Annotated in this window: 20 protein-coding genes and 1 pseudogene; 10 read left to right on the plus strand and 11 right to left on the minus strand. The window is 55.9% G+C overall.

The features are described 5' to 3' along the window. The first annotated feature begins 59 nt into the window (after positions 1-59). The 4 genes from pnp to ACYAC5_RS02715 all read left to right on the plus strand — a co-directional run bounded on the left by pnp (position 60) and on the right by ACYAC5_RS02715 (position 5,300). Complete coding sequence (gene pnp, locus ACYAC5_RS02700) at positions 60-2,198, plus strand: polyribonucleotide nucleotidyltransferase (protein WP_101762248.1); 2,139 nt, start codon at positions 60-62, stop codon at positions 2,196-2,198. Positions 2,199-2,327: 129 nt separating this feature from the next. After that, positions 2,328-3,212 carry a lipoprotein NlpI gene (gene nlpI, locus ACYAC5_RS02705; RefSeq protein ID WP_008104288.1) on the plus strand — a complete coding sequence of 295 codons (885 nt, stop codon included), beginning with the start codon at positions 2,328-2,330 and terminating at the stop codon, positions 3,210-3,212. A gap of 104 nt (positions 3,213-3,316) precedes the next feature. After that, a complete protein-coding gene (gene yrbN / locus ACYAC5_RS02710; RefSeq protein WP_098053093.1) occupies positions 3,317-3,373 on the plus strand; it encodes a protein YrbN in 57 nt (18 codons plus the stop codon). A 16-nt stretch (positions 3,374-3,389) separates the two neighbouring features. After that, complete coding sequence (locus ACYAC5_RS02715) at positions 3,390-5,300, plus strand: DEAD/DEAH family ATP-dependent RNA helicase (protein ID WP_137385063.1); 1,911 nt, start codon at positions 3,390-3,392, stop codon at positions 5,298-5,300. A gap of 68 nt (positions 5,301-5,368) precedes the next feature. Here the strand turns inward: ACYAC5_RS02715 and ACYAC5_RS02720 are convergent. Next, positions 5,369-6,111: pseudogene (locus tag ACYAC5_RS02720) on the minus strand (SDR family NAD(P)-dependent oxidoreductase). A 183-nt stretch (positions 6,112-6,294) separates the two neighbouring features. Between ACYAC5_RS02720 and ACYAC5_RS02725 the strand changes: the two are divergent. After that, positions 6,295-7,212: an AraC family transcriptional regulator gene (locus tag ACYAC5_RS02725; protein WP_192412493.1), complete on the plus strand. Its 918-nt coding sequence runs from the start codon at positions 6,295-6,297 to the stop codon at positions 7,210-7,212. Between the two features lie 3 nt (positions 7,213-7,215). Here the strand turns inward: ACYAC5_RS02725 and ACYAC5_RS02730 are convergent, their stop codons facing one another. From ACYAC5_RS02730 to ubiU, 3 genes are all read right to left on the minus strand, one after another. Further along, positions 7,216-8,226: a luciferase-like monooxygenase gene (locus ACYAC5_RS02730; protein WP_192412491.1), complete on the minus strand. Its 1,011-nt coding sequence runs from the start codon at positions 8,224-8,226 to the stop codon at positions 7,216-7,218. A 117-nt stretch (positions 8,227-8,343) separates the two neighbouring features. Then, positions 8,344-9,228, minus strand: coding sequence for a U32 family peptidase (locus ACYAC5_RS02735; RefSeq protein ID WP_192412489.1), 885 nt, complete (start codon positions 9,226-9,228; stop codon positions 8,344-8,346). Between the two features lie 9 nt (positions 9,229-9,237). Then, on the minus strand, positions 9,238-10,233 hold the full coding sequence (ubiU, locus tag ACYAC5_RS02740; protein ID WP_137385068.1) for a ubiquinone anaerobic biosynthesis protein UbiU: 996 nt from the start codon (positions 10,231-10,233) through the stop codon (positions 9,238-9,240). A gap of 203 nt (positions 10,234-10,436) precedes the next feature. Here ubiU and ubiT point away from each other — a divergent pair, with 203 nt between their 5' ends. Continuing rightward, on the plus strand, positions 10,437-10,961 hold the full coding sequence (gene ubiT, locus ACYAC5_RS02745) for a ubiquinone anaerobic biosynthesis accessory factor UbiT (RefSeq protein ID WP_192412755.1): 525 nt from the start codon (positions 10,437-10,439) through the stop codon (positions 10,959-10,961). Continuing rightward, positions 10,955-11,461, plus strand: a complete 507-nt coding sequence (locus tag ACYAC5_RS02750; RefSeq protein WP_101762241.1) for a GNAT family N-acetyltransferase — start codon at positions 10,955-10,957, stop codon at positions 11,459-11,461. The genes ubiT and ACYAC5_RS02750 overlap by 7 nt, the downstream gene beginning before the upstream one ends. Here the strand turns inward: ACYAC5_RS02750 and ACYAC5_RS02755 are convergent. After that, positions 11,445-11,732: a GIY-YIG nuclease family protein gene (locus tag ACYAC5_RS02755; RefSeq protein WP_101762240.1), complete on the minus strand. Its 288-nt coding sequence runs from the start codon at positions 11,730-11,732 to the stop codon at positions 11,445-11,447. The genes ACYAC5_RS02750 and ACYAC5_RS02755 overlap by 17 nt on opposite strands. A gap of 80 nt (positions 11,733-11,812) precedes the next feature. Between ACYAC5_RS02755 and ACYAC5_RS02760 the strand changes: the two genes are divergently transcribed. Then, entirely contained in the window at positions 11,813-12,238 is a 426-nt protein-coding gene (locus ACYAC5_RS02760) for a YhbP family protein (protein ID WP_192235854.1), read from the plus strand. Between the two features lie 38 nt (positions 12,239-12,276). Here ACYAC5_RS02760 and ACYAC5_RS02765 read toward each other — a convergent pair whose 3' ends face one another. Next, positions 12,277-12,798, minus strand: a complete 522-nt coding sequence (locus tag ACYAC5_RS02765; protein ID WP_101762238.1) for a type 1 glutamine amidotransferase domain-containing protein — start codon at positions 12,796-12,798, stop codon at positions 12,277-12,279. A gap of 239 nt (positions 12,799-13,037) precedes the next feature. Here ACYAC5_RS02765 and ACYAC5_RS02770 point away from each other — a divergent pair, with 239 nt between their 5' ends. Further along, positions 13,038-14,072: a permease gene (locus ACYAC5_RS02770; RefSeq protein WP_192412487.1), complete on the plus strand. Its 1,035-nt coding sequence runs from the start codon at positions 13,038-13,040 to the stop codon at positions 14,070-14,072. On the opposite strand, the gene nrdG is transcribed toward ACYAC5_RS02770, so the two are convergent. Both nrdG and nrdD read right to left on the minus strand, forming a co-directional pair. Then, complete coding sequence (gene nrdG / locus ACYAC5_RS02775; protein ID WP_192412485.1) at positions 13,965-14,531, minus strand: anaerobic ribonucleoside-triphosphate reductase-activating protein; 567 nt, start codon at positions 14,529-14,531, stop codon at positions 13,965-13,967. The genes ACYAC5_RS02770 and nrdG overlap by 108 nt on opposite strands. Continuing rightward, complete coding sequence (gene nrdD, locus ACYAC5_RS02780; protein ID WP_192412482.1) at positions 14,528-16,666, minus strand: anaerobic ribonucleoside-triphosphate reductase; 2,139 nt, start codon at positions 16,664-16,666, stop codon at positions 14,528-14,530. The genes nrdG and nrdD overlap by 4 nt, the downstream gene beginning before the upstream one ends. Before the next feature lie 268 nt (positions 16,667-16,934). Between nrdD and ACYAC5_RS02785 the strand changes: the two genes are divergently transcribed. After that, the gene (locus ACYAC5_RS02785) at positions 16,935-19,319 is read left to right on the plus strand and encodes a beta-N-acetylhexosaminidase (RefSeq protein WP_192412480.1); all 2,385 of its coding nucleotides are present in this window, start codon (positions 16,935-16,937) and stop codon (positions 19,317-19,319) included. A gap of 156 nt (positions 19,320-19,475) precedes the next feature. Here ACYAC5_RS02785 and ridA read toward each other — a convergent pair whose 3' ends face one another. The 3 genes from ridA to pyrB all read right to left on the minus strand — a co-directional run bounded on the left by ridA (position 19,476) and on the right by pyrB (position 21,351). Next, entirely contained in the window at positions 19,476-19,862 is a 387-nt protein-coding gene (gene ridA, locus ACYAC5_RS02790) for a 2-iminobutanoate/2-iminopropanoate deaminase (RefSeq protein WP_061718232.1), read from the minus strand. Positions 19,863-19,940: 78 nt separating this feature from the next. Continuing rightward, positions 19,941-20,405: an aspartate carbamoyltransferase regulatory subunit gene (gene pyrI / locus ACYAC5_RS02795; protein WP_007886734.1), complete on the minus strand. Its 465-nt coding sequence runs from the start codon at positions 20,403-20,405 to the stop codon at positions 19,941-19,943. A 10-nt stretch (positions 20,406-20,415) separates the two neighbouring features. Then, positions 20,416-21,351: an aspartate carbamoyltransferase gene (gene pyrB / locus ACYAC5_RS02800; protein WP_137385077.1), complete on the minus strand. Its 936-nt coding sequence runs from the start codon at positions 21,349-21,351 to the stop codon at positions 20,416-20,418. Positions 21,352-21,552 lie beyond the last annotated feature (201 nt).

Raw genomic sequence — 21,552 nt, forward strand, 5'->3', positions numbered from 1 at the left:
GATCGGTAATCCCCGGCGCGCCAGAATGGGCTGCGCCTCTGAATTTAAGGACTTAAATTTTGCTGAACCCGATCGTACGCAAATTCCAATATGGTCAGCATACCGTCACGCTGGAAACCGGCATGATGGCGCGCCAGGCTACCGCTGCAGTAATGGTGAGCATGGATGACACTGCTGTATTCGTTACCGTTGTTGGCCAGAAAAAAACTAAACCAGGTCAGGATTTCTTCCCGCTGACGGTTAACTATCAGGAGCGTACTTACGCTGCTGGTCGTATCCCGGGTAGCTTCTTCCGTCGTGAAGGCCGTCCAAGCGAAGGCGAAACCCTGATCTCACGCCTGATTGACCGTCCAGTTCGTCCGCTGTTCCCGGAAGGCTTCATTAACGAAGTGCAGGTTATTGCAACCGTTGTTTCTGTTAACCCACAGGTTAACCCAGACATCGTTGCGATGATCGGTGCCTCTGCTGCGCTGGCTCTGTCAGGCCTGCCGTTCAATGGCCCAATCGGCGCAGCGCGCGTGGGTTATATCAACGATCAGTACGTACTGAACCCAACTGCTGATGAAATCAACGAATCACGTCTGAACCTGGTTGTTGCCGGTACCCAGAACGCGGTGCTGATGGTGGAATCAGAAGCTGACATCCTGACCGAAGAACAGATGCTGGGCGCTGTGGTATACGGCCACGACCAGCAGCAGATCGTTATCGAAAACATCAACGCGCTGGTTGCCGAAGCGGGTAAACCACGTTGGGATTGGCAGCCACTGCCAACTAACGATGCACTGATCGCACGCGTTACTGCACTGGCAGAAGCGGGCATCAGCGACGCTTACCGCATCACTGATAAGCAAGAGCGTTACACTCAGGTTGGCGCAGTGAAAGACGCGACCATCGCTGCACTGCAGGCTGAAGATGAAACGCTGGATGCTGGCGATATCGCTGACATCGTGCACGATCTCGAGAAGAGCGTTGTTCGTAGCCGCATCATCCGTGGCGAACCGCGTATCGATGGCCGTGAGAAAGATATGATTCGTGGCCTGGATGTGCGCACTGGCGTACTGCCACGCACGCACGGTTCTTCACTGTTTACCCGTGGTGAAACGCAGGCGCTGGTTACCGCAACATTGGGTACCGCACGTGATGCGCAGAATCTGGATGAGTTGATGGGCGAGCGTACCGATAGCTTCCTGTTCCACTACAACTTCCCTCCATACTGCGTGGGCGAAACCGGTATGGTTGGCTCACCGAAGCGTCGTGAAATTGGTCACGGTCGTCTGGCGAAGCGCGGCGTGCTGGCAGTAATGCCTAAGCAAGCGGATTTCCCCTACACCGTGCGTGTGGTTTCAGAAATCACCGAATCTAACGGTTCTTCTTCAATGGCTTCCGTGTGCGGTGCTTCTCTGGCACTGATGGATGCTGGCGTACCGATCAAAGCAGCCGTAGCCGGTATTGCGATGGGTCTGGTTAAAGAAGCCGACAACTTTGTGGTTCTGTCTGATATCCTGGGTGACGAAGATCACCTCGGCGATATGGACTTTAAAGTAGCGGGTAGCCGCGATGGTATCACTGCGCTGCAGATGGATATCAAAATTGAAGGCATCACCCGCGAAATCATGCAGGTTGCTCTGAACCAAGCGAAGGGTGCGCGTCTGCACATTCTGAGCGTGATGGAACAGGCAATCAGCACGCCGCGTCAGGAAATTTCTGAGTTCGCGCCGCGCATTTACACCATCAAAATCAGTTCAGACAAGATCAAAGATGTCATCGGTAAAGGCGGCTCAGTGATCCGTGCGCTGACCGAAGAAACCGGCACCACCATCGAAATCGAAGATGACGGTACCGTGAAGATTGCTGCTACTGATGGCCTGAAAGCCAAAGAAGCCATTCGTCGTATCGAAGAGATCACTGCTGAGATCGAAGTTGGTCGCGTTTACTCTGGTAAAGTGACACGTATCGTTGATTTCGGTGCCTTCGTGGCAATCGGCGGCGGTAAAGAAGGTTTGGTGCACATCTCTCAGATCGCCGACAAGCGCGTAGAGAAAGTGACCGATTACCTGCAGATGGGCCAGGAAGTTCCAGTGAAAGTCATGGAAGTGGACCGTCAGGGCCGTGTACGCCTGAGCATCAAAGAAGCGACAGAGCAGAAACCAGCGGAAGAAGTTGCTACCGCTGCATCTGATGCATCTGACGCCGAGTAAGCGTTTACCGATTTACCTCTCCCTGCTTTGCGGGGAGAGGTGTTTAGATCATCGCGAGGGCGGGAATCCTTGTGCACAGCAGGAGGATGACAGGATGGTTGTCCCAATGTTTGTATTCGGGAGTGGGAAATGAAGCCTTTTTTGCGCTGGTGTTTTGTTGCGACAGCTATCACGCTGGCAGGATGCAGCAACTCCAATTGGCGTAAGAACGAAGTTCTGGCAGTACCTTTGCAGCCCACACTGCAGCAAGAGGTGATCCTGGCGCGAATGGAACAAATTCTTGCCAGTCGTGCCCTGACCGATGATGAACGCGCACAGCTATTATATGAGCGCGGAGTGTTGTATGATAGTTTGGGTCTGAGGGCATTAGCGCGGAACGATTTTTCGCAAGCGCTGTCTATAAGACCAGATATGCCTGAGGTATTCAACTATCTCGGTATATACTTAACGCAGGCAGGTAACTTTGATGCTGCCTATGAAGCGTTTGATTCTGTACTTGAGCTTGATCCAACTTACAACTATGCGCATTTAAACCGTGGTATCGCCCTCTATTACGGCGGTCGATACAAGTTAGCGCAAGATGATCTGCTGGCGTTTTATCAAGACGATCCTAACGATCCATTCCGCAGCCTTTGGCTCTATCTCGTTGAAAGCGATATGGATGCCGACAAGGCAAAAGTTACGCTGAGACAGCGTCATGACAAAGCGGTTCGCGATCAATGGGGATGGAATATTGTCGAGTTCTACCTTGGCGACATCAGTGAAAAAACGCTGATGGAACGTCTCAAGGCGGACGCAACGGATAACACCTCGCTCGCTGAACATCTCAGTGAAACCAACTTCTATTTAGGTAAGTATTACCTAAGTCTGGGGGAGAAGGACGACGCGAAAGCGTTGTTCAAACTGGCGGTGGCCAACAACGTTAATAACTTTGTTGAGCACCGATACGCATTGTTGGAACTGGCGCAACTCGGCCAGACACAAGACGATTTATCAGAATCTGACCAGCAATAGCTGACGAACTTTTATTGCCTGAATACCTGTAAAGTCATCATCTTCAGAGATGAGGGCTTTTCTGTTCGTCAAAACTTCTAATTTGAGCCGGTTCACACTTTTTGATGAAAATGACTGAAAGTTTTCACGACGAGTTATGTAGACTGGCCGCCGCAATCTAAGAGGCACGTGTACTACATGACTGATATTCAAACCACTTTTGCTGACCTTGGCCTGAACGCCGACATCCTCGAATCACTGAACGGTATGGGCTACGTAAAGCCTTCTCCAATCCAGGCTGAGTGTATTCCTCACCTGCTGGCTGGCCGTGACGTGTTGGGTATGGCGCAGACCGGTAGTGGTAAAACTGCGGCATTCTCACTGCCGCTGCTAAACAACATTGATCCTACTGTTAAAGCACCGCAAATTTTGGTGCTGGCACCTACCCGCGAATTGGCGGTACAGGTTGCTGAAGCCGTCACAGAATTCTCTAAACACATGCGTGGCATTAACGTGGTAGCCCTGTACGGCGGCCAACGTTATGACGTACAGCTGCGCGCACTGCGTCAGGGACCACAAGTTGTTGTCGGTACCCCTGGTCGTCTGCTGGATCACCTGAAGCGTGGCACGTTAGATCTGTCTAACCTGCGCGGTCTGGTGCTGGACGAAGCGGATGAAATGCTGCGTATGGGCTTCATCGAAGACGTTGAAACCATCATGGCGCAGATTCCAGACGGTCATCAGACCGCGCTGTTCTCAGCCACCATGCCAGAAGCGATTCGTCGTATTACCAAGCGCTTCATGAAAGATCCACAGGAAGTGCGCATCCAGTCAAGCCTGACTACGCGCCCGGACATTTCTCAGTCTTACTGGACCGCTTACGGCCGTAAAACTGATGCGCTGGTTCGTTTCCTGGAAGCGGAAGATTTCGATGCAGCCATCATCTTCGTGCGTACCAAAAATGCCACGCTGGAAGTGGCCGAAGCGCTGGAGCGCAGCGGTTATAACAGCGCAGCACTGAACGGCGACATGAACCAGGCACTGCGTGAGCAGACGCTGGAGCGTTTGAAAGATGGTCGTCTCGACATCCTGATCGCAACCGACGTTGCAGCACGTGGTCTGGACGTTGAGCGTATCAGTCTGGTCGTAAACTTTGATATCCCAATGGATGCAGAGTCTTACGTTCACCGTATCGGCCGTACCGGCCGTGCTGGTCGTGCAGGTCGTGCGTTGCTGTTCGTCGAGAACCGCGAGCGTCGTCTGCTGCGCAACATCGAACGCACCATGAAGCTGACTATTCCAGAAGTTGAGCTGCCGAACGCAGAACTGCTGGGTGAGCGTCGTCTGGCTAAGTTCGCGGCTAAAGTACAGCAGCAGCTGGAAAGCAGCGATCTGGACCAGTACCGCGCACTGCTGAGCAAAATGCAGCCGGGCGAAGATCTGGATATCGAAACGCTGGCCGCAGCACTGCTGAAAATGGCTCAGGGCGAACGTCCACTGATTCTGCCACCAGAAGCACCGCGTCCAGCGCGTCGCGAGTTCAGCGATCGTCCTGACCGTGGTGAGCGTCGCGATTCACGTGATTCTCGTGGTCCACGCGAAAGCCGTGACAGCCGTGATGGTGATCGTCCACGTCGTGAACGTCGTGACGTTGGCGAAATGCAGCTGTACCGCATTGAAGTGGGCCGTGATGATGGTGTTGAAGTTCGTCACATCGTTGGCGCGATCGCTAACGAAGGTGACATCAGCAGCCGTTACATCGGTAACATCAAGCTGTTTGGTACTCACTCAACCATCGAACTGCCGAAAGGCATGCCGGGCGAAGTGCTGCAGCACTTCACTCGTACGCGTATTCTGAACAAACCGATGAATATGCAGCTGATGGGTGATGCGCCAGTGCACGAGCGTAGCGAACGTCGTCCATCTGCTGGCGGCGAACGTCGTGGCAATGGCGCACCGCGCGGTGATGGTGCTCCACGTGGCGAAGGCGCTCCACGTCGCTTCTCCGAACGTCGTGAAGGTGGCCGTGAAGGCGGACGCTTCAGCCGTGAAGGTGGTCGTGGCCCGCGTCCAGAAGGCGCTGCTGCACCACGTCGTCGTGACGCATAAGCGATAAACGCGAAAAGTAAAAAGGGACGCTAATGCGTCCCTTTTTTTATGCCTGTGGAAAGTAAATTTTACACGCCACCAGCAATCAGCACGCGTTCACCGCTAACGTAAGCTGACTCTTCTGACGCCAGAAACAGCGCCACCTGCGCCACATCTTCCGGCAAGCCAAAGCGTCCGAGCGGCGTTGCCGCTATCAGCTGTGCTTTCAACTCCGGGTGCATCTTCTTCGCCGCCAGCAAACCTTCAGTCAAAATAATGCCGGGTGCTAACGCATTGACGCGAATATTACGTGGCCCAAGCTCGCGTGCGAGGCCCTGCGTTAAGGTATCGATCGCGCCTTTGGTTGCTGCCCAACCGAGCCGGGCGTGCTGCGTTGGCTATTTAAAGCGCTAAGGTTGATGATGGAACCGCCGCGTGCGGGGAAATGTTTTGCCGCCTGCTGACACACCAGCAAGGTACCCAGCAGATTCACATTCAGCTGCTGCTGCATCTCGCTGAGGCTAAGCTCGGCAAAGTCACCGTGGTGAAAAATGCCGGCGTTATTCACCACAATATCGGGCGCGCCAAACTGCTCAATGCTGCTAGCGAACAAGCGCTGCACATCGGCCTCGCGTGAGATATCAGCCTGTACGGCGATGGCGTCGCTACCCAGCGCCTGAATGTCGGTCACCACATCCGCCGCACCCACTTCGTCCTGAAGATAATTCACCACTACCCGAGCACCGGCCGCCGCGAAAGTCATGGCGATGGCGGCACCAATGCCTTTCGAAGCGCCCGTCACCAGCGCAATTTTACCTTCAAGTGTTTTCATCGTGTCTCTCCACCTGAGATTTCGGGGAAAATAAAGCATGCGCTGTCCATACAATCGGGTGGTAGCGCAATCCTGCAAGCTTCTTGCACGATCCTGCAAATCTGCTGTTCAAGGACTAGTCGCAGCGCCAACCACAAGCGAGAATATTAAATCAGTGATTTCTTACCGCGGAGCACCGAGCGCATGATTCATCAGGAACAATGGCAGCAGTTGGTGACAATTATTGCTCGCCACGCACCGCAGGATGGTCGTCACTATTGCCCAATCGATTTTCTCTCTTTCGGCCGCAGTTCTCAGCCCACCAGTTTGGCGCATGTGGCGACCTGGGCGAGCTTTGCCCTGATCGCGCAGGGGCAAAAAGCGCTGCGCATGGGTGATGAAGTGATGCATTACGGGCCGGGCGATTTACTGTTGGTGACGCTTGATATGCCGGTGCAATCCTGCGTGGTCATGGCAACGCCAGAGAAACCGAATCTTGGTGTGGGCATCACCATCAACGAAACGCGTCTGATGCGTTATCTGGAACACTTTCCGCACCATCAACTCGGCAGCACGGCGGTGAGCGAGCGCGGTATCGCCGTGCATAAAGTCGCGCCCCCGTTGGTGGATGCGGTGATGCGTTTGGTCGAGTTGCTGGATCACCCGCAGGACATTGCTGCGCTGGCACCGTTGATTGAGCAGGAGATTTTCTATCGTTTGCTGACTGGACCCGAAGGGCCGCGCATTCTCAACATGGCGTTGACGGAACGGCCAGGCAACAAAGTGGCGCGCGCCGCGCGTTGGCTACGCGAAAACTTTCATCAGCCGTTGAAAATGGATTTTCTGGCGAGCAGCGTAGGGATGAGTATTTCGTCGCTGCATCATCACTTTAAAGCGGTAACGGCGATGACGCCGATGCAGTATCAAAAGCAGCTGCGGCTCAACGAGGCGCGGCGTTTGATGTTGATTGAGAAGCTGGATGCCGGCACGGCGGGTTATCGGGTGGGTTATCAAAGTGCTTCGCAGTTCAGTCGCGAATACAGCCGTTTTCACGGTCAGTCACCGGCGCGAGACGTGCGAACCATTGCGGTGGGCCCAGAGTGGTTAAACCCACCGCAATGAGGTTTACAGCGTGCGCGCTGCTTCCATTGCCAGCGCGAAGGAGCGCAGACGCGCCTGCGAATCGTAAATCTGGCCGTTAACCATAATCTCGTCCGCCTGGGTTTCACGCATCAGCGCGGCGAGGCCGCTGCGGACTTTATCGCTATCGCCGACAATCGACATGCTGAGTGCCTGCTGCACGCCATATTGCTCGGACGGCGACCACAGATTATCCATGTTCTCCACCGGCGCAGGTAGCGGACCCGGTTTGCCGCGACGCAGGTTAATAAACTGCTGCTGCATCGAGGTGAACAGGAAGCGGGCGTCACGTTCGCTATCGGCTGCGACGACGTTGACGCACACCATCGCATACGGCTTCGCCAGACGTGTGGAAGGTTTGAATTTCTCACGATAGAGATGCAGCGCCTGGAACAGCAGATCCGGCGCGAAATGCGAGGCAAATGCAAACGGCAAACCCAGCTGAGCGGCCAGTTGCGCGCTGTACAGGCTGGAACCGAGCAGCCACACCGGAATTTTCAATCCTAAACCTGGAACCGGTTGTACTGGTGGATGTTCTCCCTCTTCGGCGTCAAACCAGCGAATCAGTTCAGAGACATCTTCCGGAAAACTATCTGCCTGGCCGCTGGAAAGATGACGACGCAACGCCAGCATGGTGCGTTGGTCGGAACCCGGCGCGCGGCCCAGTCCCAAATCGATGCGCCCAGGATAGAGTGACTCGAGGGTACCAAACTGTTCGGCGATCACCAGCGGCGCGTGATTGGGCAGCATAATGCCGCCTGAACCGAGGCGCAGCGTTTCGGTATTGGCCGCTAAATAGCCAATCAGCACTGACGTCGCGGCGCTGGCAATCCCCGTCATATTATGGTGTTCCGCCAGCCAGTAGCGGTGAAAGCCCAATGCTTCGGACTGACGGGCCAGTGCCAGCGAATTATGGAACGCGTCGCGTGCAGTGGAACCTTGTGGAATAGGGGCCAGATCCAACACGGACAGGCGAACAGTTTTTTTCTCAGACATGGGCACTCCAAATAGGGATGGCGCAGGTGTTTAGTCGGACCTGCGCTTGTGAGTATTACTCATCGTTACCTATATTAAAACTGCTAATAACAGCAGGAATATAGCCGGAATGTGCCTTTACCTGCCGCCTTCCAGTGCCATTCCCGCCAGGCGACGCCAATAACCATTACAATCACTGCCGCGCGCCATCATTAGCGGTGCCTGACCGCCTTCGTTGGCGCGGAAGCGATCCACTTCGGCGAGCGTACTTTCGCCCTGGGGCGACAAACGCACAATGTCGATCCAGTTATGCATGCCGCTCAGGTCATTGCCGAGGTTGTAGCAATAGCCGCTCATGGTCTGAATGCCGTTGAGCACAAACACCTGCTGGCCTTCCTGCGAGAGCACGCGACGGCCGGTTGGGTAATTGATGCAGCAGGTTTGGCAATCATCTTTGCCACGATTCTCGGCGCGTGCGGTAAAGCAGCGTGCTGACAGCGCCAGCGGCAGATGACCATAGCCAAGCACTTCCACCTCAAATTGTTCGCGCACACCCGCCGCATCGCACTGTTGCAGCAGTTGAATCAGCCAGTCGCGGGACATCTCCACCGGAATGCACCAGCGCGTCATGCCTTCTTTCAGCAACAGTTGCAGCGTCTGCGCGTTATACACATTCAGCGTTGGGCCGGCGACAAACGGCAATTTGCGCTCCGCCGCCATGTTCACGGTGCCGATATCATTGGCTTCCAGCAGGAACTCTCCGTTCTCGACATAGCGGCGCAGCTCTTTGACTTCCGATGGCGACTGCAGCAGTGCCAACGTACTCAGCACCACTTGCTTGCCCTGAAGCGCCAGCATGCGCGCGATGTCCATCCATTGATGGAACGAGGTAGCGCGTCTTTTACTGCAGACGGCTTCGCCGAGATAAATGATCTCCGCGCTGCTCTCGGCGGCGCGTTGATAAAAGGTTTCCAGCGTTGCAGTTGGCCAGTACCACAGCACCGGCCCGATGGCGTATTTCATGCGATCTCCTTATTGCCAGTCACGGTGATAAGCACCGAGCGTGGTTTGGCTGCCTTCTGATAACTCGCCCAACGCCTGCATCCAGGGTTCCTGCACGGCATACTGTTCCGGCGATGCCATGCAGCGATCAATGGCCTGACGCCACACTTTCGCTACCTGCGCCACATAGGCCGGGCTGCGCTGACGTCCTTCAATTTTCACCGAGGCAATGTTGGCGCGCAGCAGTTCAGGCAGCAGCGACAAGGTGTTCAGGCTGGTGGGCTCCTCCAGTACGTGATAGAGCTGGTTATCCACTTCGTAACGGCCTTTGCACAAGGTGGGATAGCCAGCGCTCTCGTCGGGTGCGTAACGGTCAATCAGCACCTCATTCAGGCGCGATTCCATGCCTTTTGGCGTCTGCTGCCAACGCACAAATTTCGCCGGCGAGCAGGCTCCCGCGCTGTTAGGCGACTCGCCGGTCAGCCAGGAAGAGAGGTAGCAGCGGCCTTCAGCCATAATGCACAGGCTACCGAAAGCGAACACTTCCAGCGGTACCGGCGTTTCACGCGCCAGCTGTTTGACCTGATGCATCGACAGCACGCGCGGCAGCACCACGCGGCTGAGTTGAAAATGACGATGGTAAAAATGGATGGCCTGCAGATTGGTGGCGGAGGCCTGTACCGAAAGGTGACGCTCAACCTGCGGATAGTGTTTTGCCGCGTACTCCAGCGTGGCAATATCGGCCAGAATCAACGCATCCGCGCCGTTCTGAGCGGCAACATCAATCGCGCTTTGCCAGCGATTGATGCCATCAGGATGGGCGAAGGTGTTGATTGCCACATGCAGTTTGCGCCGATGCTGATGCAGATAGCGTGCGGCTTCAGCCAGTTTCTTATCGGTAAAATTGAGGCCAGCAAAGTGGCGGGCATTGGTATCGTCTTTCAGGCCGACATACACCGCGTCAGCACCATGCTCCACCGCCGATTTCAGCGCAGGCAAATTCCCCGCCGGACACAGCAGTTCCATACATTTTCCTCCCCGGATTCTGAAGCCGAAGAGTGTAAATAACTGACCCGACAGCAATGTTGATTTAAGGCAGTGAAAGCGGCATTGATGATCGGGAGTGAAGGTTTTTCGTCCAGCCAGGCGGCGATTTCCTTGATCTCAGTGGAGGCGAAGCCGGTCAGATGTGGCAAAATAGATGAAATTTTCTGAAGGGAATGACGATGATGTTTGCGCGCTTACGCGGTCTGATTGTTAAAAAAGGGCCAGAATTCCTTGCTTTACCTGTTTCCATTACCCCTTTCCCGCTAAAAAAAGCTATTCTGCAACAACTCCTAAACTGGCAATTTCGTCATGCTTTGTCTGAAGGTGAGTTAGACTTTCTGGAAGGGCGTTATCTGGGGATTGAGGTTGCCGATGTGAATCTGCGCTGGATCACCACCCTGCAAGCAGGGCGCCTGACCGTTTCGCGCGACACCGAGGCTGATGTCTGGTTTCGCGGTGAAGCCAACGATCTGTTGCTGGTGGCAGCACGCAAAGCGGATCCCGATATGTTGTTCTTTCAACGCCGTCTGGTGATTGAAGGTGACACTGAGCTGGGACTTGAGGTGAAAAACCTGATGGATGCCATTGAACTGGATGCCATGCCCACGCCATTACGCACGGGATTGCAGCAGCTCGCTGCTTTTATTGAGACAGGAATGAAACAGGACGCGAAGGCCGCTGAGGCGCGCGCGGGGATCTCATGTTGATTCGTACTGAAATTGGCGTTGATGCAGCAGGCATCGATAGCCTGTTAAAGCGCAGTTTTGCTACCGCTGCCGAAGCGGAACTGATACAGCAACTGCGCGAAGATGGCTTACTGACTCTCGGTGTAGTTGCCACGGATGATGAAGGTCAGGTGCTGGGTTATGCCGCTTTCAGTCCGGTGACCCTGCAGGGAGAAGACCGCAACTGGGTCGCGTTGGCGCCGCTCGCCGTGGATGAATCGGTGCGCAAACAGGGCCTTGCTAAACGGCTGGTGTATGAAGGATTGGATTCACTGAATGAGTTCAGCTACAGCGCCGTGGTGGTGCTGGGCGATCCTGAGTTCTACAATCCACTCGGCTTTGAACCGGCGGCACGTCATGGTTTGCACTGTCGCTGGTTAGGCAGTGAAGCGGCCTTTCAGGTTTACAAACTGGCCGACGATGCGTTTGTCGGCGCAGAAGGGCTGATCGAATTCGCGCTGCCGTTTAACCGTTTCGACTAAACCAAGCCACTAAGCAGGGCGGCTGCTGTGCAACCAGCAGCAGCTTTTGCGCGCGGCTCAGCTGCTTCACCTGATATTCCAGGCGTGACGCCGCCGCCCGATCGCCCGCATCGCAGTGAAACACCAGCGTCAGCGGGCCCTTGCCACGTAGCGAACGCGCGCCGCGTCCCTGCTGATGCTGTTGCAGCCGACGATTAACATCGGTGGTGATGCCGGTATATAGCATCCCTGCGGCGGTTTGTAGCAGATAAAGCTGCCAGCCTTGTTCCATCATACTTATCCCGAAAATTAGCTGGCAGGCAGTGTAGCGCGCTTCAGGCCGCATCGCTATTCGCCGCACGGAGTCCAATTTTGTCCGACCATGCTCATCTGATTCGCTACTTAAAAAAACAGCACGTGCTGTCGTTATCTGCCAGCCACGGCGACGATCTGTGGTGTGCCAACTGCTTTTATGTATTTGATGCCGCGAACATGGCGTTCTGGCTGATGACTGAACCGGACACGCGCCATGGCGCATTAATCCAGTCAAATCCGCGCGTGGCGGGCACGGTGAATGGCCAGCCCAAAAGTGTGCTGCTGATTAAAGGCGTGCAGTATCGCGGCGTGATTCAGCTGCTAAGCGGAGACAGGGAAGTTATTGCGCGTCACGCCTATCAGAAGCGTTTTCCAGTGGCAAAGAAGGTCACCGCACCATTGTGGGAAATCGTGCTCGACGAAGTGAAGATGACCGACAATGCGCTGGGCTTTGGCAAAAAGATTATCTGGACCCGGCCTTAGGGCCGCCATTCACGGCGACCCCAATGCAGGAAAAACTATCAGGCCGCGTTCAAAATCCGCAGCGACTCGCGATTAAACGCGGGCAGGTCTTCAGGCGTGCGGCTGGTAACTAACTTGTCATCATCCACCACCACTTCTTTATCGTAAAAATCCGCACCGGCATTACGCAGATCGATGGCGATGGCTTTTACGCTGGTCATTTTGCGGCCGCGCACGCCGTTCGCGCTGATCAGCAGCTGCGGGCCATGGCAAATGGCAAACACCGGCTTGCCGCTGGCGACAAACTCCCTGGTGAAGTTGACGAAACGATCGTCACCGCGCAGGGCATCGGGCGAGTGTCCGCCGGGCAGCAGCAGCGCATCGAACTCGGCTGCATTCACATCATCAATAGCCTTGTCGATGTTGACCTCAGCTTTACCCTGCTTCCCTTTAACGATGTTGCCGGCCTTAAACTCGATGGTAACCACTTCATGGCCCGCCTGAGTGTAAGCCTCCGCCGGTGAGGTAAACTCTGAGTCTTCAAATTCATCGGTAATCAGTACCGCTATTTTCTTGCTCATCTTTTTTCCTCCTTGTTGATCACGAACCTTATGTTCGTTGCACTTCTAACCCAACAAGCCTGGTAGCCATGTCGCAAAAAGCAAGCCAGCCGGCAATTCTTCCGGGAGGTAAATTTCCGCGCCGGATCAAGTTTAGGCGATTTCCACATGGCGCAATGAAATGACCTGAATGACACTAAGGCCTTTCCGCCGCGTATCCTAACGCGGCATCGTTATTCAGTTGAATACGGAATTCCGTGATGACCCAACTCCCTTCTCATGCCCCGGCGACACGCTTCGCCTGGTGGAAACCGCTGCTGTTCCTCGCCGTGGTAGTAATCGGCCTGTGGTATGTCAAATGGCAGCCTTATTACGGCAAAGCCTTTACTGCTGCCGAAACGCATTCGATCGGTAAATCGATTCTGGCCAATGCGGCGGACTCACCGTGGCGCGCGGCGCTTGATTACGCCATGGTCTATTTCCTCGCCGTGTGGAAAGCGGCCGTGCTCGGGGTGATCCTCGGATCGTTGGTGCAGGTGCTGATTCCGCGCGCCTGGCTGCTGCGTCTGATGGGCAGCTCACGCTTTGGCTCGACGCTGATGGGCACTGGATTAGGTTTGCCGGGCATGATGTGCAGCTGCTGTGCGGCACCAGTGACCGCTGGCTTACGTCAGTCACAGGTTTCCAGCGGTGCGGCGATGGCGTTCTGGCTGGCGAATCCGCTGCTCAATCCTGCCACGCTGATTTTTATGGGCTTTGTGCTCGGCTGGCATTTTGCGGCGATTCGGCTGGTGGCAGGTTTGATGATGGTGTTGGGCATCGCGTGGCTGGTGCAGCGCAGCGTGCCGGATCAAGCCGTTACCGCGCCCGTTATCCCGGCCCGCGATGAACAGCCGTTTCTGTCACGCTGGCTGCGGGTGATGTGGCGACTGTTCTGCAACACCATTCCGCTGTATATCGTCGCGGTATTGTTGCTCGGCGCCGCGCGCGTGTGGCTGTTCCCGCACGCGGATGGCGCGGTGGGTAATACGCTGTTTTGGGTGATGTTGATGGCAATCGCCGGCTGCCTGTTTGTGATTCCTACCGCCGCGGAAATCCCGATTGTGCAGACCATGATGCTGGCGGGCATGGGCATTGCGCCCGCGCTGGCGTTACTAGTCACGCTGCCCGCCGTGAGTGTGCCGTCGTTATTGATGCTGCATCGCGCCTTTCCCGCACGGGCGCTGTGGATCGCGCTGATCGGCGTGGCAGGCAGCGGCATGCTGCTCGGCGTGCTCGCTTTGTGGCTGGCGTAACCACCAAATCTTCTGATTGCGGCTGCCGCGCCACAGCAGCCGCGCATCTTTCTCCGCTTCGATAAAGCGTCCATCAATCAGCACATCAATTTCCTCCACCACTTCGCGCTGCGCCGCGCTGAGTTCCGCCATTTCATATCCGGTCCACAGCCAGATATCCTTATCCGGACACTCACGCCGCACGCGTTTCACCAGACGACGTATATGCGGCACGTTGTGCGGATGCAGCGGATCGCCGCCGCTCAGCGACAAGCCCTGGCGCACAATGCGCCGATCGTTAAGATCGGCGATCAGCTGCTCTTCCATCTCCAGCGTAAACGGCACGCCGGAATCCAGCCGCCACGTGCTTTGGTTGTAGCAGCCGCGACATTGATGTTCGCAGCCCGCGACAAACAGCGTGCAGCGCGTGCCGGGCCCGTTAACGATATCAACCGGATAATAGCCGTGGATGCGCATCATCCCAGTTTTCCTGTCTCCAGATGTTTAACGCGCCGCTGTACTTCTTGCTGCTTACCGGCGTTAAACGGACGCGCATCCGGGCTGCCGAGATAGCCGCACACGCGGCGCGTCACCGACACGCGCGCCGGATCGTGATTACCACAGCATGGGCAGGTAAACCCTTTGCTGGTGCAGCTAAACTCGCCGCTAAAGCCGCATTCGTAGCACTCATCAATCGGCGTATTGGTGCCGTAATAGGGCACGCGGTGATAGCTGTAATCCCAGACATCTTCGAGCGCTTTGAGGTTGTGCTGGATGTTGGGATATTCGCCGTAACAGATGAATCCGCCATTAGCGATGGCGGGATAGGGCGCTTCAAAGTCGATCTTGTCGTACGGATTGACCTTCTTCTCCACGTCGAGATGGAAGCTATTGGTGTAATACCCTTTGTCGGTAACGCCGGCCACCACGCCAAATTCGGCGGCATCGAGGCGACAGAAGCGGTCGCACAGATTCTCGCTCGGCGTGCTGTACAAGCTGAAGCCGTAGCCGGTTTCCGCTTTCCACGCATCCACCGCGCGGCGCAGGTGCGTGACAATCGCCACGCCTTTTTCCCGCAGGTAATTGGCGTCATACGGATGCACTTGGTTGCCGCTCAGCGCATTCAGCGTTTCATGCAAGCCGATGTAGCCAAGGGAAATTGAGGCGCGGCCGTTGCGGAAAATGGCGCCCACTTCGTCATCCGCTTTCAGGCGCACGCCGCAGGCACCTTCCATATAGAGAATCGGCGCTACGCGCGCTTTGGTTTTTTCCAACCGGGCGATACGCGTCATTAAGGCACGTTTCGCCAGCGCCAGACGTTCATCGAGCAAGCGCCAGAACTGCGCTTCATCGCCTTTGGCTTGCAGGGCGATACGCGGCAGATTGAGGCTAATGACGCCAATATTGTTGCGGCCTTCGTGAATCTGCTCGCCGTTCTCCTCGTAGACGCCAAGGAAGCTACGGCAGCCCATCGGGGTTTTAAACGAGCCGGTCACTTCCACCACTTTTTCGTAGTTGAGGATATCCGGATACATACGCTTGCTGGCGCACTCTAGCGCCAGCTGCTTGATATCGTAATTAACATCGCCAGGCCGATGATTCACGCCTTCGCGGATAGCAAACACCAGTTTCGGGAATACCGCGGTTTTGTGATTTTTGCCCAATCCGGCAATGCGGTTGCGCAGAATGGATTGCTGGATCAGGCGCGCGGCCCAGTCGGTGCCGAGGCCAAAGCCAAAGGTGACAAACGGCGTCTGGCCGTTGGCGGTGTGCAGCGTATTCACTTCATATTCCAGCGACTGAAACGCGTCGTAGCACTCTTTCTCGGTGCGAACGCGCGCATAGGCTTCGGCATCCGCAATCTGCCATTCCAGCGCCACCGCGCGGTGTTTTTCCAGACTGAGCGTAACGAACGGTGCCAGCACTTCATCAATGCGATTGATGGTGGTGCCGCCGTAAATGTGGCTGGCGACCTGCGCGATGATCTGTGCGGTCACCGCCGTGGCGGTGGCGATTGATTTGGGCGGCTCGATCTCGGCGTTGCCCATCTTAAAACCGTGGGTCAGCATGCCGTGCAGATCGATTAGCATGCAGTTAAACATCGGGAAGAACGGGGAATAGTCGAGATCGTGATAGTGGATGTCACCACGTTCATGCGCCAGCACCACATCGCGTGGCAAGAGTTGCTGCTGAGCGTAATGTTTGGCGACGATGCCAGCCAGCAGATCGCGCTGGGTGGGAATCACTTTGCTGTCTTTATTGGCGTTTTCATTGAGCAGCGCGGCGTTGGTTTGCTCCACTAAACCGCGAATAGCGTGATGCAGTTTACCGCGCTGCTCGCGTGCTAAATCGCGGTCATGGCGATATTCGATGTAGGCACGCGCCAGCTGCGGCCAGCGCCCGCTCATCAGCGTCTCTTCCACCGCACACTGGATGTCGCGGATATCCACTTCAGCCTTGTCAGCCAGCTGTTGACTGACCTGCGCCGCCACTTGCGCGCACCACGCCGTATCATCGATTTGTGCCGCAGCTGCAGCCGCGTTGACTGCCGCCTCGATCCGCTGCGCATCAAACGGCACTCTGCAGCCGTCACGCTTAATCACCACCGTCGCCATTTCTTCTCCATGAAACTATATGTAGATAATTTTAAGGAGTTTAATCGCTATATGTGGTGTTTGCGCTGAGATTAATCGCCGGCGGTTTGACCTACAACAAAGAAGCCACAACCAGGAATGAAAGCCGCGCAATGGTTAATCTGGCTAAAATACAAAAGTATTAACCCGCCTTGATTTCAGTTTGTCGCCACTTGCTTTGCAAAGCGAAACAGGTTTAATGGGCCTTTTGCCCATTTTGGTCCGTTGTTTCATTTACAAGGATGCCCAGATGCCATTGCAAAGAACTCTGCTTGCCTGTTGTTTATCCATGACTTTTTCCGCCTTCGCCGCGCCGACTGGAGATTTACCGCTGATGCCGTGGCCACAAAGCGTTGTCCAGCCAGGCGGCGGCGGGGCGTATGCGTTAACACCGCAGCTCACGTTGCATATCTCGGGCGATCATCTGGAAGGTGCTGAATCGCGCTGGCGCGCGCGCATTGCGCGGCAAACCGGCTGGCCGCTGCTGCCGGCCAGCGCATCCAGCGATCATCCCAGCATTCAGGTACAAATCGCGCAGGCGGTTGATCCGCTTCCCCAACCAGACAGCGACGAAAGTTATCATCTGCTGGTTAACAGCGATGGCGTCTTGCTGAAAGCCAACACGCGCTTTGGCGCGATGCGCGGCATGGAAACCGTGCTGCAGCTGATTGAAAACACCGAAAATGGCACCGAAATTCCCTACGTCACCATTGACGACAAACCGCGCTTTCCGTGGCGCGGCGTGCTGATCGATTCGGCGCGCCACTTCCTGCCAATTGAAACCGTGAAACGACAAATCGACGGCATCGCCGCCGCGCGTATGAACGTGTTTCACTGGCACTTAACCGACGATCAAGGTTGGCGATTTGCCTCCAGCCACTATCCGCAGCTGCAGGAGAAAGCCAGTGACGGCTTGTACTACACGCAGCAGCAGATGCGCGATGTGGTGCGCTACGCCACGCAGCGCGGCGTACGCGTGGTACCGGAAATCGATCTGCCCGGTCATTCGTCGGCGATAGCAGTAGCGATGCCGGAGTTAATGAGCGCGCCGGGACCGTATCAGATGGAGCGCGGCTGGGGCGTGTTTAAGCCGTTGCTCGATCCCAGCAACGAAGCGGTATTTCGCTTTATCGACACCTTAATGGGCGAAGTGACGGCGATCTTCCCCGATCCCTACATCCACATTGGCGGTGATGAGGTTGATCCAACCCAGTGGAATGATTCCACACGCATTCAGCAGTTTATGCGCGACCACGGTTTAAAGGATACGCATGCGCTGCAAGCCTGGTTTAATCAGCGCGTTGAGAAAATCCTTGAAGCGCATCAGCGCCGCATGATCGGCTGGGATGAGGTTTACCATCCTGATCTGCCTAAAAGCATTCTGATTCAATCGTGGCAAGGACAGGATGCGTTGGGCACGGTGGCGAAAAACGACTTCCGCGGCATCCTCTCCACCGGTTTCTATCTCGATCAGCCGCAAACCGCCGCTTACCACTATCGCAATGAACCCTGGCCGCAGGGGCTCAACGGCGCGGATCAGGTGCAGGCTGGTGAGCAGGCGCAGAGCTGGCAATTCACCATGCCGCGTTTGAAAGGCAGCGCGCTGAAAGGCAGCTTAACCCTCATAGAAGGGAAAAAAGGCTGGCGCGGCTTTATCGATTTCAGCGGCAAAGCGCGTCGCATGATCAGTGATATCCGCTGGCTGTCGCCCACACAGCTGACGTTCAGCGTCGATACGTGGATGGGGCCATTCCAGCCGATGGTGACGCTAACGCAAGACAAGCTGACCGGTTATATGCTGGTGGGCAACGTGCGCTATCCCGCAGAAGGCAGCAAGTTGCCGCAGGTGCCAGCCGGCATTGCGCCATCGCTGCCGACGCCGCAACAGATGCAGAACAACCTGATTGGCGGCGAAGCGGCGCTGTGGGCGGAGAATGTTAACAGCCGGGTAATCGATACACGCCTGTGGCCGCGCGCCTTTGTGGTGGCGGAGCGGTTATGGTCGGCGCAGGATGTCACCGACAGCGATAACATGTATCAGCGCCTGAGCGCGGTGGATCGCTGGAGCACTGTTTCTGTCGGCTTGCAGCAGCATCAGCAGGCTGAAGTGCAGATGATGCGACTGGCGAACAGCAGTGACATCACGCCGCTGCGCATATTGGCCGAAGTGCTGGAGCCAGCGCAATACTACACGCGCCAGCATCTGAAATTTCAGGCGGGACATTATGACTATTTTGAACCGCTCAATCGTTTGGCGGATGTGTTGCCGGCCGAGAGCAACGCGGTGCGTGTGCTGGATAAGCAGGTGGATCGCTTGATCGCCAATCGCGCCGATCATGCGGCGGCGCATGCCATCCGTCAGCAATTGCAGCGCTGGCAGAACAACAGCGATGCGGTGATGCCGCTAATTCTGCGCAGCTATCAGCTCAAGCCGCTGCAGCAGCAAGTACAGCAAGTAGCAGAGTTGAGCCGGATGGGACTGGATTTGGTCAATGCGCTGGAACGTAATCAGGCGTATGGCGCAGGTGAGGTGGCGCAGATGCATTCACAACTGGATGCGGCAGCGCAGGTGCAGGACGAAACAGTGCTGGCGCTGGTGCGGCCGCTGGAGAAGTTGCTGCGATCGTTTAAATAAATATTGTGCTGGCTGTCCCCCTCCTCGGTCCTCCCCCATAAATGGGGGAGGAAGAGGCTGCCATATGTCAGTGATGAAGCTGCATGTGGCAGCATCTCCTTCCCCCGCTTGCGGGGGAAGGCCGGGATGGGGGACAGCCAGCACCAACCAACCAAATCAACGACGTACCGCAATCGCCTCGATCTCAATCTTCACATCTTTCGGCAGGCGCGCCACTTCCACGCACGAACGCGCTGGGAAGCTGGCGTTGTGCTCGGTGAAGAACGCTTCATAAGTCGCGTTCACGGTGGCGAAGTCATTCAAATCCTTCACAAACACGGTGGTTTTCACGATATCGCCCACTTTCAGGCCGGCGGCTTCGACAATCGCCTTCACATTTTCCAGTGATTGACGTGCCTGCGCGGAAACATCGTCGGCCACGGCGCCAGTGGCCGGATCAACCGGGATCTGGCCTGAAGTGATGATCATGCTGCCGAGATCCACGCCCTGCACGTAAGGGCCAATCGCTGCGGGTGCGTTTGAAGTACTGATTTCGCGAGACATTGTTTCTCCTTGAAAGTGCGCGGCCGACCGATGTCCGCCGCGAAATGAATCGTCCCATTATAGGGACGACGCGGGCGATTACCAGTGACCGAGCACCACGTGGCGCGCGAACTCTTTCTCGCAATATTTGCACTTCAGATGGACATCATCTTCGCGCTTTTTCACCGCAAAACTGGTGAATACCGGCTCGTTACGGCTGATGCAGTTGCTGTTCGGGCAGGTCAGCACGCGGTCAATACGATCCGGCAAGGTGGGGGCGATCTTCGCCACCACTTCGTATTCGTCAATGCGGTTTACCGTGGCGAGCGGCGCATAAACCGCCAACTGATTGATCTGATCGTCGGTCAGGAAGGTATTTTCGATCTTGATCAGATCTTTACGGCCCATCTCGCCCGACGGCAAGTTGAGGCCGATGGTGATGCGCTGATCGGTTTCGGTCAGACGAAACAGCGAAAGTAACTTAAAGCCGACCTGCGCCGGGATATGGTCAATCACCGTGCCGCGTTTGATGGCTTCAACCTGCAATTTATTATCGTGAGTCATCGCTTTCTCCTTACAGTGCCAGTTCGCGATTCAGTACCAGCGCCAGCAGCGCCTGGCGAGCGAAGATGCCATTTCCAGCCTGCTGAAAATACCAGGCGTGCGGCGTGCTATCCACGTCGGTGGTGATCTCGTCGATACGCGGCAGCGGATGCAGCACTTTCATGTTGTCGCGCGCACCGGCTAAATCAGCGGCACGCAGAATGAACTGTGCTTTAACGTTGGCGTATTCCGACGGATCGAGGCGCTCTTTCTGCACGCGCGTCATATACAGAATATCGAGTTCTGGCATCACTTCTTCGATGGTGTCGTGGCGTGACCAGGCAATGTTCTGCTCATCCAGCATATCGGTGATGTACGCCGGCATCGCCAGCGCATCCGGCGCGATAAAGAAGAAGCGGTTGCCATCAAACTTCGCCAGCGCCTGCGTCAGTGAATGCACGGTGCGGCCATATTTCAGGTCGCCGACCATTGCCACATTCAGGTTATCCAGGCGATTTTGCGTTTCTCGGATGGTGAAGAGATCGAGCAGCGTTTGCGTTGGATGCTGGTTAGCGCCATCACCGGCGTTGAGGATTGGAATGCCGCCGGAGAATTCCGTCGCCAGACGCGCGGCGCCTTCCTGCGGATGACGCATCACGATGGCATCAACGTAAGTCCCTATCACCGAAATGGTATCGGCGAGGGTTTCGCCTTTCTTGCCGAGCGAGGTGTTGCTACCGTCGGCGAAGCCCACCACTGACGCGCCGAGACGATGCATCGCGGTTTCAAACGACAAACGCGTACGCGTTGAAGCCTCAAAGAAGCAGCTGGCGATCACGTTGTGTTTCAGCAGCTCCGGCTGGGGATTGGCTTTCAGCTGGGCAGCGGTATGCAGCACCAGCTCCAGCTCGTCGCGGTTGAGATCGTTGATGGAAATAATGTGCTTGCGATATAGCGGGTTGGCCATAGCGTTCTCCTCTGCGCTGCCGGATTGCGGACAAAAAAAAGCCCCTGCTTAAGGGGCTTTTTTTACGATCGATTGATGACGGAAAGAAACAGATGCGCCGCCCGCTGTCAGGCGTCGTTGAGCGTCAAATTGTGCGCTGCGCTGTTGCATGTTTCCTCCGGCAAATTGGGCCGCATTATACGCATTCACTGATTTGCATCA

The sequence above is a fragment of the Pantoea sp. y20 genome, from assembly GCF_054903455.1.